Raw genomic sequence first — 11,829 nt, 5'->3', positions numbered from 1 at the left:
ATTCATCAGGCAGTCTCTCGCTCGTGCATGGCGTAAGTGGTAGCGGCAGTGCTGCCGTCGGACAGGGCGCGGCCCGGCTCGGCATCGTCCTGCTGGCGGCCCGGTTGACGCTGGCCGCGCGCATCGCCTTCGGCAAACGCCTGGGCGGCAGGGCTGCGCGGGGTAGCGCTGATATTCACTGCCACGTCGGTGTACTGACGCTGTGCCAGGTCGCTGCGCATGTTTTCGCCGATGCCTTGCAACTGGCGCAAGACTTCCGAGTTCGACGCCGTGACGTTCACTTGCAGCGCGCCGGCCGTGTGGCGGATGGAAATTTCAATGCGGCCCAACATGGGCGGATCGAGGCGAATCGTCGCGTGTTCGCTGTTGCGGCCGATCTGTGTCTGCAGGCGTTCACCCAGCGCTTCGCGCAGCGGTTCCTGCCATTGCTGGGCCGGGCCGTTGAGTTTGATGGTATCGCCGGCCGGGGCCGCCGTGGCGGTATTGCCGACCGCGCCCGTCAGGCCCAGGTTGGGCGCCGGCGTCGCGGCGCCACGTTCGCCTTCGCGCGTGGCAACGGCCGGGGCGGCGACGGCTGTTGCCGGCGTGCTTTGCTGCAGCAGCGATTCGAAAGGCTGTGCCGGCGCGCTGCCTTTGGCAGCTGTTGCCGGGTTGGCGGCTGCCAGCGGTTCGCGCATGTCGCGTCCTGCCGGTTGCGCCGTTACCTGCGCGGTGAGGGTGATGGCCGCCGGATGCAGGCTGATATTGAGTGCCGGGTTGGCCTGCGCCACATTCGCCTGCATCATTTGTGTCTGTGCTTGCGCCTGCGCGCTGGCGCGTGCCTCCGTTGCTGCCGCGTCCGCCGGTGGCAGCAGCGTCACGGGCAAACCGAGGACGGGGGCGGCCATGGCTGGCAGGCTGCTGTCGGCCTGGCTGTCGCTCTCTTTGGCCGGTTCAGCTATATCGGCATCGGCCGTCGGCTCGCCTGCGCCATCGAGCACCTGCGCAAACAGGGGCAGGGCGGCGGTCACGGCACCATTGGCGGCGGCGGGCACACTGCTGCCATAGCCCGGTGTGCCGGGCAAGGTGGTCGTCTGTGTCGGCGCTGGCGCCGCATTGGCCGTCGGTGCCGGAGCGGCCGGCGCCGTGTTGAAGTTCATGATCATGCTTGATACCCTTCAGTGTCGTATTCGCCGAGCGCGGCGTAGGCGACCCAACCTTCCTTATTTGCCTGTAATGCACCCAGGTGTAAGCCCAGGCGTTCTTTTTCCTCAGAGCAAATTTTAACCGCTTGCGCGTGAATTTTGCGCAATTGCAACAATTCTGTGTGTTCCAGCGCAGTCCATGCGCCCCGTTCAGCCAATAGCGGGATGTTTTTCGCCAGGCTGGCCGAGAGTTTTTCTATCGCATCCCAGTCCGGCTGCGCGATCGCCGCGCTGAATTGCAGGCTCAGCTGCTGCAGCGCGGCGCGCCTAGGCATTGTTGGCCTGGACGCCCACCCAACCACGCTTGATGGTAGTCATCAAGGTCGTCACTTCATCGATCAGCGTCGGGTCCAGCTTGATGCCGGCCGTGTACAGACGCGCCACGCAATAGTCGTACAGACGCGCCAGGTTGACCACCACTTCGCCGCCATTGTCGAAATCGAGCGAGCTCGACAGACCGTTGATGATCTGCGTGCATTTATCCAGGCTGATGGCCTTTTGCTCGTAGCGCTTGCCCACGATATGCCCGCGCGCGCGCGCCAGTTCTTCCAGCAGGCCGTCCGTCAGCACCAGCACCAGTTCGACCGGTGTGGCGCGGGCGGTCTGGGAATCCAGGTTGACGGCGTGGTAGCTGCCGTAAGCTTCATTGTTCAACATTATTATCTTCTCGCTATGTTAACTGTGGCGGCGCGACTGGCACGTTCGCCTTAGGTTTTGCTGTTATTAAACATGGCATCGAACATGTCAGAATTCCGGATCATTTGCTCCTGCAATACCTGCAAGCGGGAATACTGGTCCAGGAAGCGGCTGTAAGCAGTGTTGTACTGATTGGTCAGGCGCTCGCTGCTCTTGGCCAGGCTTTTCTGCAACTTGTCCGTCGCTGCCATACGTTGGGTGATCTGGCCTTTGGTGACATTGCTCCACTGGCCCAGCACCTTGTCCAGGCCACCGAGCACGCCGGCAGGCGCCGACAGGCTGTTATTGCCGAACAGCTTGTCCAAACCGGCAGGGTTGTCCGCCAGCTTGGCCGTCAGCTTGGCGGTATTCAGGCTGATCGTGCCGTCGCGCTGGGCGGTAATGCCATACGCCACCAGCGACACGCCATCGACGTTCAGGCGCAAGGCATCGCCCATGCTGGAGCGCAGCGCGTTCAAGCCAGAGTCGTGGGCAAAGATGCCGGCGGCGATGTTTTTCTGCGGATTGCCGGGGCTGGCCAGGCCATCCATCACGCCTTTCAGCTTGTTGTAGGCATCGACGAAGGCTTGCACATTGGCAATCGTGCCGGCGCTGTCGGTGCCGACGGTCACGGTCATCGGGCTCTCGCCTGCCGTCATGGCCTTGGTGAACGTCATTTTTACATCGGGCACGTTGGTAAACGTATTCGATGCCTGGGTGATCTTGGTGCCAGAACCCTGGGCGCCCAGCCAGACGATGGCATCCTTGGACACCACGAGGTTTTTCATGTCGCTCTGCAGCGCTGTCTGCAACGCCGGATCCGTCACGCTGTTGGTGTCGATCGAAACGGCATTGGCGACGCCGGTGAGGTTCGACGTCAGCACCAGTTGCGCCTGGTTGCCGATATTGATGACGGAAGCCGTGACGCGCGCATTATTCTTGCTGTTGCCATTGATGGCGGCGGCGATTTCCTGCGGCGTCAAGTAGGCGTCGCCATCCTTGTTGGCGGCAGCCAGGTCGATGTCGAAGGCGTTGTCGGCGGTGACAGCGGCCAGCGGGTCGCCGATGCGGATGGTCATGTTGCCGCCGTTGGCGGGCGTGGTGCTGCTCAAGCCGCCATACGAAGTCTGGCTGGCCGTGGCCAGTTGTTCGACAAAGAACGCGTAGCTGCCCGGCGCCGCCTTGATGCCTGCCGTGGCCGTGCCATACGCGGTATTGCTGAAGGTCGCGGACTGGCTTAACACGGATTTGCTGGACGTCATGGTCGTCATCGCCAGCTGGAATGCCGAGATGGCCGATTTCAGGTTGCCCAGCGCGCTGGAGGTGTTGTTGGCAAGCGTGGTCTGAGCCGCCAGAGCCGCCTTTTGCGCCGCGACCGATTTGGTAGCCAGTTGTTCTGCTGTGACGAGTGGATCGTATCGTGGTGCGGTAATTGCGTTTGCCATGCCAGACTCCTGAATAAAGGGATATACCGGTATAAGGCGACCCCCATTCCCGTTTCGTGAAGTTTTCCTGAAAGAAACTTACACAAGCTTCATTTTACCTGCCCGCGGAACCAGAACTGCGTCGCCAGCTCGTCTTGCCGCTTGGCATCGACACGTTGTTGCTCATTTGCAACATGTTTTTGTTTTTGCGTCAGCACCTGGTCCAGCACCTCGCGCTTGGCCCAGGCCGTATTCAGCGCGCGTTGCGAAACGGCCATGTTGGCTTCGTGCAAGTGCAGGTCGGTACGGTGCTGGTCGGCCATCTGCATCACGGCTTGCTTGAAGTTGCCGCAATTGACGGATAGGGCCAGAGGCAGGGCGCCACTGGGGCCGCTCTCCGTGTACAGGCCCGTCAGGCGCTCCAGGTTTTTCTGATAGCGCTCGCGCACGGCCGTCTGCGCCGCCATTTCGCCTTGCAGGCGTTCCACTTCGGTGCTGCGCAGGCCGACCAGGGTGGTCAGGTTGCGGATGGTATGCGCGTCGCTCACATATGCTCCTAGGCCATGATCTGTTCAAGTTGTTCGATGCACGGTCCCATCGGCGCCTCTTCCTTGGTGCCCTGGCACAGGAAGGCTTCGATGGGCGTGTGCAGCTGGACGGCGCGGTCGGTGATCGGGTCGGCGCCGGGCACGTAGGCGCCCAGCGGGATCAGGTCGCGCACGCGCGCATGGCGCGCCATCGACGCCTTCAGCGCGCGCGCCGCCTGCATGTGCTCAGGCGTAATCACTTGCGCCATGCAGCGGCTGATCGAGGCGGCGATGTCGATGGCGGGGTAGTGACCCCGCTCGGCCAGTTCGCGCGTGAGCACGATGTGCCCGTCGAGAATTGCGCGCGCCGTATCGACCACCGGGTCTTGCTGGTCGTCGCCCTCGGCCAGCACCGTGTAGATGGCGCTCATGCTGCCTTCCGGGTGGGCGCCATTGCCGGCGCTTTCCACCAGTTGCGGCAAGTTCGAAAAGACCGACGGCGGGTAGCCGCGCGTGGCCGGCGGCTCGCCCAGGGCCAGCGCCACTTCGCGCAAGGCCATCGCATAGCGCGTCAGCGAGTCGACCAGCAGCAGCACGTGCTTGCCCTGGTCGCGGTAATGCGCGGCAATAGAATGACACAGTTCGGTGGCCATGATGCGCATCAAGGGCGATTCATCGGCCGGCGCGATCACCAGCACGGCCTTTTTCAAGCCTTCGGCGCCGAGCGACTTTTCGACGAATTCGCGCACTTCGCGGCCCCGTTCGCCGATCAGGCCGACGACGACGACATCGGCCACCGTCTGGCGCGTGATTAGGCCCAGCAGCACGCTCTTGCCCACGCCGGAACCGGCCATCAGGCCCACGCGCTGGCCCTTGCCCAGGGTCAGCATGCTGTTAATCGCCCGCACGCCCACGTCCAGCGGCTCAACCACCGGTTGTTTCTTCAGGGGATTGATTTTTGGCGGCGTGACTTCCAGGATGTGTTCGCCGCCGAGGCGGCCCAGGTCATCGATTGGCTCACCCAGGCCATTCACCATGCGGCCCAGCCACGAGGGGCCGATCTGCAGGCTGGCCTTGTCGGGCAGAGGCAGCACGCGCGCGCCCGTGGTCAGTCCCGTGGCCTTCTTGAACGGCATCAGGTAGGACAGTTTTTCGCGGAAACCGACGACTTGCGCATCGAGCCACTCGCCGCTTACAGTTTCAATTTGACAACGCTGGCCCGTGTGCAGGCGGCAGCCGGCGCTTTCCAGCAGCAAGCCGGACGCGCCGACCAGGCGTCCGGTCGGTGTCGCGACCGGAATATCGCCGATCTCGAAGCTGCGCAGCGTGTCGGCGATCATGCAGGCGCGCCCTGGTCCGCGTGTTCGGCGGCCAGCGCCAGGTGGCTGCTGACTTGTTCCATGCAGGCCGACAGGCGCTGATGGCAGCCCGCGTCGACTTCATTGTCGCCCGCCTTGATGCGGCATTCACCCGCGTCGAGGCGCGCGTCGGCGATCAGGTTCCAGCGCTTGGCGCGCTTCGGATCGAGTTCGCTGATGCGTTTCAATTCTTCCGGATTGAGGAAGACATCGATTTCTTCGCGCGTCGGCGGCATCGAGGCCAGGGTCTCGTCGACCAGGGCTAGCAATTGCACCGGTTGCAGCGCCAGTTCGGCGCGGATCACTTGGCGCGCCACCTTGGCCACCAGGTCGACGACTTCCTTGCGCTGCGCTTCGCGGTAATCGGCGCGTACTTTTTTCAGATCGCGCAGGATGGCGTCGACGGGGCGTGCCAGGCGGTCCAGCGCCACCAGGGTTTCATTGCGGCCTTCCTCGCGGCCCTGCGCCACGCCATCGTTGCGTCCGGTGTCGTAGCCATCCTGCTGGCCTTGCACCAGGCCGACTTCGTAGCCGTCGCGCTGGCCCTGCTCGAAACCTTCCGAGACGGATGCCTGCCACTGGCCGTCCGTATCCTCGTTGGAGGCGCGCTGGCCGGCGGCGATGAATTGCGACAGGGGCGGGAAACGATACGAGCGGAAGTGTTTCATTCGATCACCGCTTCAGCAAACAGTTGCACTTCGATCTCGCCCGCATCGGCGAGGCCCTTGACGGTGGCCATGATTTCCTGGCGCGTCTGTTCGATACGGCTCAAAGGCACGGGGCCGGAACGGCGCATCATGTCTTCGAAGCTTTGTGCCTGGCGGCGCGGCATGGTTTTCAGCACGGCGTCGCGGATAGCCGGTTCCGCGCCCTTCAGGGCGATGGCCCACTGTTCCATCGGCACGTCTTCCAGGATGCGTGTGAGCGTAACATCGCTCTGCGTGGACAGGATCAGGAAGTCGTACATGCTCAGTTCGATTTCCGAGACCACGTCCGGGTCGTGCGCGCGCAGCAGTTCAACCAGCGCAGCGCGGTTGCCCGGCATGCGGTTGAGAATCTCGGCAGCCTGGCGGATGCCTTCCACGCTGGTGCTTTGCGTGTCCAGCGTGCCCAGGCAGCGGCCCACCAGTTCGTCGAGCTCGACCAGCAGGTCGCGGTCGATCTCGTCCAGGCGCGCCAGGTTCAGCAAGACCAGGTCGCGGCCTTCGACGGGCAGGGCGTCGAGGATCTGGCCCGCCAGCGCGGGCGGCAAAAAGGCCAGGAACACGGCTTGCATCTGCACATGCTCGTTGACGATGTATTCGGCCAGCCATTTCGGCGAGGCCCACTGCAGGCGCGCCATTTTGGGACGGATGGCGTCGCCGTAAATGTTGTTCAGCACGCTATTTGCGATATCGCTGCCCAGCGCCATGTCCAGCGAGCGCTTCAGGTAGCTGCGCGAGGCGCCGTGCACGCCGCTTTGCTGGCGGTAGTCGTCGAAGAAGGTCTGCATGGCCGTTTTCACGGATTCGACCTTGATGCCGCTCATGCGCGACATCACTTGCGTGACTTCGAGCAATTCTTCGCGCGACAGGCAGCGCAGCACATTGGCGGCCTGTTCTTCGCCTATGCTCAGCAGCACGATGGCAGCCTGTTCCACGGGATTCAGGCTGGCGCTGTCGTATTCGGCGCCGTCGGAGGGATTACTGTTGTTGAGTTCGGCCATTTTTCTGCATCCATTGTTTGACGACTTCGGCGACACGCTCGGGTTCTTTTTCCGCCAGCACTTTCAGGTGGTTGACCATTACGTCGACCGCCGAACCTGGTGGTGGCAAGTCATAGTTTTCCAGCAGCGGCACGACCGGCATATTGCCAGCGCTGGCTTCGCCTTCGAGCGCCAGCGGGCTGCCATTCACGCCCAGCGCAGGCGCGCCGGCGGTCGCCGCGCCATTCGCGCCGGCGGCGCTGCTGCCGCCCAGTGCCAGGGCCGGATCGAGCTGTTTCAGTGCCGGCGGCGCCAGGCGCGTGGTCAGCAGGCGCAGCAGTGGGCGCAGGATCAGGAAGTAGCCGAGCACGGCGCCCAGGGCGTACAGCAGCCAGCTGCTGAAATCGACGACGGTGTCACGCTCTTCCCACCACTGCGCCACGGGCGGCTTGGCCGGGAAGGCCAGCGCCGTCAGGCTCAGGCTGTCGCCGCGCTGGGCGTTGATGCCCAGGCCGCTGCTCAGCATTTTTTCAATATTGCCCAGTTCGGCAGGGGTCCAGCCGGTTTTCGGATTCGGTGCGGCGGCGCTGTTGAGGACGACGGCCACACTGAGTTTTTCCAGGCGGCCACGACTGCGCTTGATCTGCGTGATGCTGCGGTCATACGCGTACTGGCGCGTGGTGGCGTTCTTGCGGGCCGTGCCATCGTCGGACGGTTTCGGTGCGCCATCGGCCGGCGCGGCGCCAGCGGCGTCGGCCGGTGCCGGCACGGCCGCTGCTGGCGGCCGGTTCGACAGGCTGCCGGGAATGCCGGCCACGGTGCGGTTGCGTTCCTGCTCTTCGCGCATCGCTTCGCTGGTCACTTTCGGGGCTTCGCCGTATTTTTCCAGCGTTTCGTCCACCCGGTCGTTGTTCACGGCGGCCGTTACGCTGAGCTTGAAGTTGTCTTCGCCGATGACGGGTCCCAGCAAGCCCGTCACGTTGCGGCGGATTTCATCCTGGAAATGTTTCGCGCCTTCATTGCCGGCGGCCGAGGCGTCGAAGCCGTCCGTCAGGTCAACGTGCGAAGACAGTAGGTTGCCGCCCTGGTCGACCAGGCTCACGCGCGTAGGCGCCAGACTGGCGACGCTGCCGGCCACCATGTTGATGACGGCGGCGATCTGTTCCGGCGCCAGGGTGCGGCCCGGTTTCAGCGCCACCACCACGGAGGCCGACGATTTGTCGCCGTCGCTGGCGACAAACGAGGTCGACTTGGCAATCGACAGATGGACGCGCGCCGAAGCGATCGCGTCCATCGTCATGATGCTTTGCGCCAGCTCGCCTTCCAGGCCGCGGCGGAAGCGCACGTCCTGCACGAATTGCGATACGCCCAGCGGGTCATTCTTGTCCATCAGTTCCAGGCCGGCCGGCAGCTGCGCCGTCACGCCTTTCGAGGCGAGCAGCATGCGCACCTTGCCCAGCATGGCGTCGGGCACCAGCACTTGGCCGCTGTCCGGATGCAAACGGTAGGGAATGTGTTCAGCGTCCAGGGTGGCCATCATGTCCGTCACGGCCACTTTTTCGCGCGCGCCAAACACCGGCTTGTAGTTGGCCTGGTCGCGCCAGGCATACATGGTCACCATGGCGGTGATGCCGATGGCCAACACGACGATGGGAACCAGGTTTTTCAGCAGGGCGGGCGGAATGGCGGGCTGGGCACCAAGGCGCCAGCGCGCAAATGCGGACTTCATGGGGGTAATCACTTGGGGTAACTTTCGCTGGGAGGCTGGGCGTGGATCAGGACGTGAAGATTACAGAGGCAGTTTGATGAGCTCATCGACGGCGCCCATGACCTTGTTGCGCACTTGCATCAACATGGAGAAGGACAGGCTTGCTTCCTGGCTAGCCAGCATGGCGCCGACCATGTCGTCACTCTTGCCACTGTCGACGTCGCTCATTTTCTGCGCCGCCAGGCGGTCGTCACCATTGACCTTGCCGATGGCGTCTTTCATGCTTTGCGCAAAGGAAAAACCGGATTGTTCCGGCGCGCCGAACTGGGCGGCGGGCGCGATGCTGGCGCCCAGGGCGCGCGCGTCATTGCTCAGTGCTGCCAGATCGGCCTTGATCAGACCTGCGAGTTCATTGCTCATCTTGCCCTCTACTTTCAATATGCGGTGACGTATCAATCAGAATTACTGGTGTTGCCAATCCGGCAGTAGTGCATGTGACTGCCATCCTGCCAGGCCCGATCCGCAGGGCACATCAGTTTTATCAGTTGCCACTCCATCCGCTCAAGCAGACTCAAATAAACTCAGCTAACCCACGCCGACATGATTTACATAGCCATGACAACTAATATTTATCTGATAAAAGTTTCTGCTGGTGGCAATATAAAGGACTGAAAACTGCCATAAAAACCGGAATCAGGTAAGCGGAATGGCGCACTGCAAATCACTATTTTGTCACCGTAAGCTTACCTGCAGGCAACTATAAAGTAAAGAGAGGATTGCCTCAAGGAATATTGATACATGGCAATATTCAGCTTTTTCATGTATTGTTCAGCACCGTAGTCATCTAGGATGCGATACGATGCGCAATCGTTTGCTTGCGGACCTGTCGGCAAGGCCAAGATGATGCTGTATTTAATTTCGGGCGATCCGTATAATTTGTTCTGCCACCGCAATACCGACATGACCACTACATGACAATCATTACCAAGACAGATCAAACTGTGCGCCATCAAGTCCTCGATTCCTGTCTGCTTGGACGTCCTGTCCATTTGCTGCATGTATTCGGCGCCCAGCTGCGCGACGACCTGGCCGTGGCCCTGCGCCAGCCGATGAGCCGTCGCTACTGGGGTAATTTCCAGATCGATGGCGTGACTTTGTCGCGCGTGGAAAACGAGGACAGCGTAAATCGCTGGCTGAGTTTTTCCACGCCGGCCGGCCAGACGGGTTTTACGCTCGAACGGCAGATACTCTTGAGCGTACTGAACTATCGCTACGGTAGTGCCGGCGCCAAGGGTGTGCTGCCCGATCCGGCGCAGGTGCGCGTGACGGCCACGGAAGAGCGTCTCGCTGTGGTGTTGGGACAACAGTTAGTGAGCAGTTTGTTCTCCCGCATCCACAAGAACCTGCAAACGCTGGGCAAAAGCAGCGACATCGACACCAGTGCCGAGGTCGCCGTGCAGTCCGGCGTGCACCCGCCGCGCGGCAGCTGGATCGTCAGCGTGGCGCTCAGCGACGTCGAGGCCGGGCAGAGCGGCCATTTCTGGTTCTCGCTGGACAAGCGCCTGATGGCCGACGTGCTGCGCGGCTTGCTGCCCGAGCGCGCGCAGGCGAAGAAAGCCTTGCGTGGCAGCGTGCGCCCGCTCGCTTCGCGCCTGCAAGTGACCCTGGAAGGCCGGCTCGTCAGCAAGCAGGTGCAGCTGGGCGCCTTGTTCGACCTGCGCGTGGGTGACGTGATTCCCGTCAGCCTGAGCCGCACCGACGTCATGCTGGACGACTCCCGTTTATTTACCGCGGCTGTTTCCGAACACAAGGGCAAGCTCTGTTTAACCTCATTTGAAGATGTCGAATAATATGAATATGACCGATACCAACCAGAGCGAAACCCTGCTGGAAGACCTGGGCGATGACATGATCATCGACCAGGGCGACGTGTCCGACGTGGCCAGCACCCGCGCGCGCCGCGATATTCCGCAGATGATGCGCAAGATTCCCGTTACCCTGACCCTGGAAGTGGGCTCGGCCCGCATTTCGCTGGAAGAACTGATGGCCATCGGCCCGGAAAGCGTGATCGAACTCGACATGCTGGCCGGCGAACCGCTGGTGATCAAGGTCAACGGCACGCCGATCGGCCGTGCCGAAGTGGTGGTGGCCGGCGAGAACTATGGCCTGAAAGTCATCGACCTCGACGGCCTCAATCTCGACCTGATGACAGCATGAAGCTGGCGGTACCCGGTTTGAGCCGGCGCCGCGGTGCGCTGACTGCCGCGCTGGCTGTCCCCGCTATGATGCTGTGCTGCAGCGTGGCCGGGGCGCAGGATTTGTTGTCCGGCGTGGTGCCGGGCGCGAAGACCGACCTGTCGGTGAAGATGCAGATCCTGGTCGTCATGACCCTGCTCGGGCTGCTGCCCGTGATGGTCATGATGATGACCAGCTTTACCCGCTTCGTCATCGTGCTGTCCCTGCTGCGCCAGGCCCTGGGCCTGCAGCAGGGCTTGCCCAACCGCATCGTCACGGGCATCGCCCTGATTCTCACCTTGCTGGTCATGCGCCCCATCGGCGACCAGGTGTGGAAGGACGCGTTCGTGCCCTACGACCGCGACCAGATCGGCATGCAGGAAGCGCTGAAGATCGCCGAAGTGCCGATTTCGCGCTTCATGCTGGCGCAGACGAGCAAGGCCGCGCTGGCGCAGATCGCGCATCTGGCTGGAGAACCGTCGAGCATGCGCCCGCAAGACCATAGTTTTACGGTCAAGCTGGCGGCGTTTGTGTTGTCCGAACTCAAGACGGCGTTCCAGATCGGCTGCATGCTGTTCATACCGTTCCTCATCATCGACCTGGTGGTGGCGTCCGTACTGATGGCCATGGGCATGATGATGCTATCGCCGCTGGTGATTTCCTTGCCGTTCAAGCTGCTGCTGTTCGTGCTGGTCGACGGCTGGACCCTGACCGTCAACACCTTAGTTACCAGCATACAGGGCTATTGATCGATGTTTACGCCTGAAGTCGCCGTCGACCTGATCATCGAAGCGCTGCATGTCGTCATGCTGCTGGTGGTGATCCTGGTCGTGCCGGGTTTGCTCATGGGCTTGCTGGTTGCGCTGGTGCAGGCGGCCACTTCGATCAATGAACAGACCATGAGTTTCCTGCCGCGCCTGCTGGTCACCCTGCTGGCCCTGATTCTGGCCGGACGCTGGATGGCCGGTTACCTGATGGATTATTGCGTATCCATTTTTCAGCGCGCGGCCACCCTGGTCGGATAGCGCGGCGCG

At 62.4% G+C, this 11,829-nt stretch carries 14 protein-coding genes; 4 read left to right on the top strand and 10 right to left on the bottom strand.

The window, feature by feature from the left end; translation table 11 throughout:
• Nucleotides 1-5: 5 nt before the first annotated feature.
• The 10 genes from ACP7DE_RS15615 to ACP7DE_RS15570 all read right to left on the bottom strand — a co-directional run bounded on the left by ACP7DE_RS15615 (nucleotide 6) and on the right by ACP7DE_RS15570 (nucleotide 8,980).
• A complete protein-coding gene (locus ACP7DE_RS15615; protein ID WP_426072950.1) occupies nucleotides 6-1,145 on the bottom strand; it encodes a flagellar hook-length control protein FliK in 1,140 nt (379 codons plus the stop codon).
• The gene (locus tag ACP7DE_RS15610; protein ID WP_426072949.1) at nucleotides 1,142-1,459 is read right to left on the bottom strand and encodes a hypothetical protein; all 318 of its coding nucleotides are present in this window, start codon (nucleotides 1,457-1,459) and stop codon (nucleotides 1,142-1,144) included. The genes ACP7DE_RS15615 and ACP7DE_RS15610 overlap by 4 nt, the downstream gene beginning before the upstream one ends.
• The gene (fliS, locus tag ACP7DE_RS15605; RefSeq protein ID WP_034757830.1) at nucleotides 1,452-1,841 is read right to left on the bottom strand and encodes a flagellar export chaperone FliS; all 390 of its coding nucleotides are present in this window, start codon (nucleotides 1,839-1,841) and stop codon (nucleotides 1,452-1,454) included. Before fliS ends, ACP7DE_RS15610 begins: the two co-directional genes overlap by 8 nt.
• A gap of 50 nt (nucleotides 1,842-1,891) precedes the next feature.
• Nucleotides 1,892-3,304 carry a flagellar filament capping protein FliD gene (fliD, locus tag ACP7DE_RS15600; RefSeq protein WP_426072948.1) on the bottom strand — a complete coding sequence of 471 codons (1,413 nt, stop codon included), beginning with the start codon at nucleotides 3,302-3,304 and terminating at the stop codon, nucleotides 1,892-1,894.
• An 89-nt stretch (nucleotides 3,305-3,393) separates the two neighbouring features.
• A complete protein-coding gene (locus tag ACP7DE_RS15595; protein WP_426072947.1) occupies nucleotides 3,394-3,831 on the bottom strand; it encodes a flagellar export protein FliJ in 438 nt (145 codons plus the stop codon).
• An 8-nt stretch (nucleotides 3,832-3,839) separates the two neighbouring features.
• Complete coding sequence (gene fliI, locus ACP7DE_RS15590) at nucleotides 3,840-5,150, bottom strand: flagellar protein export ATPase FliI (protein ID WP_426072946.1); 1,311 nt, start codon at nucleotides 5,148-5,150, stop codon at nucleotides 3,840-3,842.
• Nucleotides 5,147-5,836 (bottom strand): flagellar assembly protein FliH, encoded by a 690-nt coding sequence (gene fliH / locus ACP7DE_RS15585; RefSeq protein WP_426072945.1) that lies wholly within the window; start codon nucleotides 5,834-5,836, stop codon nucleotides 5,147-5,149. Before fliH ends, fliI begins: the two co-directional genes overlap by 4 nt.
• Nucleotides 5,833-6,873 (bottom strand): flagellar motor switch protein FliG, encoded by a 1,041-nt coding sequence (locus tag ACP7DE_RS15580; protein ID WP_426072944.1) that lies wholly within the window; start codon nucleotides 6,871-6,873, stop codon nucleotides 5,833-5,835. The genes fliH and ACP7DE_RS15580 overlap by 4 nt, the downstream gene beginning before the upstream one ends.
• A complete protein-coding gene (gene fliF / locus ACP7DE_RS15575; protein WP_426072943.1) occupies nucleotides 6,851-8,581 on the bottom strand; it encodes a flagellar basal-body MS-ring/collar protein FliF in 1,731 nt (576 codons plus the stop codon). Before fliF ends, ACP7DE_RS15580 begins: the two co-directional genes overlap by 23 nt.
• A 60-nt stretch (nucleotides 8,582-8,641) precedes the next feature.
• Nucleotides 8,642-8,980, bottom strand: a complete 339-nt coding sequence (locus ACP7DE_RS15570; RefSeq protein ID WP_034757853.1) for a flagellar hook-basal body complex protein FliE — start codon at nucleotides 8,978-8,980, stop codon at nucleotides 8,642-8,644.
• 551 nt (nucleotides 8,981-9,531) lie between these two features.
• Between ACP7DE_RS15570 and ACP7DE_RS15565 the strand changes: the two genes are divergently transcribed.
• The 4 genes from ACP7DE_RS15565 to ACP7DE_RS15550 are packed head-to-tail and all read left to right on the top strand — an operon-like array spanning nucleotide 9,532 to nucleotide 11,820.
• On the top strand, nucleotides 9,532-10,410 hold the full coding sequence (locus ACP7DE_RS15565; RefSeq protein WP_426072942.1) for a FliM/FliN family flagellar motor switch protein: 879 nt from the start codon (nucleotides 9,532-9,534) through the stop codon (nucleotides 10,408-10,410).
• Between the two features lies 1 nt (nucleotide 10,411).
• A complete protein-coding gene (locus ACP7DE_RS15560) occupies nucleotides 10,412-10,777 on the top strand; it encodes a FliM/FliN family flagellar motor switch protein (protein ID WP_046684914.1) in 366 nt (121 codons plus the stop codon).
• Entirely contained in the window at nucleotides 10,774-11,544 is a 771-nt protein-coding gene (gene fliP, locus ACP7DE_RS15555) for a flagellar type III secretion system pore protein FliP (protein WP_426072941.1), read from the top strand. Before ACP7DE_RS15560 ends, fliP begins: the two co-directional genes overlap by 4 nt.
• Before the next feature lie 3 nt (nucleotides 11,545-11,547).
• The gene (locus tag ACP7DE_RS15550) at nucleotides 11,548-11,820 is read left to right on the top strand and encodes a flagellar biosynthetic protein FliQ (RefSeq protein WP_034757874.1); all 273 of its coding nucleotides are present in this window, start codon (nucleotides 11,548-11,550) and stop codon (nucleotides 11,818-11,820) included.
• Nucleotides 11,821-11,829: the final 9 nt, after the last annotated feature.

The sequence above is a fragment of the Janthinobacterium sp. DSP2-3-3 genome (assembly GCF_049897325.1).
Lineage (GTDB): Bacteria > Pseudomonadota > Gammaproteobacteria > Burkholderiales > Burkholderiaceae_D > Janthinobacterium.
The sequence above is the reverse complement of the archived record's forward strand: the minus strand, read 5'-3'. Positions and strand labels throughout refer to the sequence as shown.

Coding starts and splice junctions, on each gene's coding strand:
- ACP7DE_RS15615 (WP_426072950.1), bottom strand. CDS start 1,145: ATGATCATGAACTTCAACACGGCGCCGGCCGCTCCGGCACCGACGGCC.
- ACP7DE_RS15610 (WP_426072949.1), bottom strand. CDS start 1,459: ATGCCTAGGCGCGCCGCGCTGCAGCAGCTGAGCCTGCAATTCAGCGCG.
- fliS (WP_034757830.1), bottom strand. CDS start 1,841: ATGTTGAACAATGAAGCTTACGGCAGCTACCACGCCGTCAACCTGGAT.
- fliD (WP_426072948.1), bottom strand. CDS start 3,304: ATGGCAAACGCAATTACCGCACCACGATACGATCCACTCGTCACAGCA.
- fliI (WP_426072946.1), bottom strand. CDS start 5,150: ATGATCGCCGACACGCTGCGCAGCTTCGAGATCGGCGATATTCCGGTC.
- fliH (WP_426072945.1), bottom strand. CDS start 5,836: ATGAAACACTTCCGCTCGTATCGTTTCCCGCCCCTGTCGCAATTCATC.
- ACP7DE_RS15580 (WP_426072944.1), bottom strand. CDS start 6,873: ATGGCCGAACTCAACAACAGTAATCCCTCCGACGGCGCCGAATACGAC.
- fliF (WP_426072943.1), bottom strand. CDS start 8,581: ATGAAGTCCGCATTTGCGCGCTGGCGCCTTGGTGCCCAGCCCGCCATT.
- ACP7DE_RS15570 (WP_034757853.1), bottom strand. CDS start 8,980: ATGAGCAATGAACTCGCAGGTCTGATCAAGGCCGATCTGGCAGCACTG.
- ACP7DE_RS15565 (WP_426072942.1), top strand. CDS start 9,532: ATGACAATCATTACCAAGACAGATCAAACTGTGCGCCATCAAGTCCTC.
- ACP7DE_RS15560 (WP_046684914.1), top strand. CDS start 10,412: ATGAATATGACCGATACCAACCAGAGCGAAACCCTGCTGGAAGACCTG.
- fliP (WP_426072941.1), top strand. CDS start 10,774: ATGAAGCTGGCGGTACCCGGTTTGAGCCGGCGCCGCGGTGCGCTGACT.
- ACP7DE_RS15550 (WP_034757874.1), top strand. CDS start 11,548: ATGTTTACGCCTGAAGTCGCCGTCGACCTGATCATCGAAGCGCTGCAT.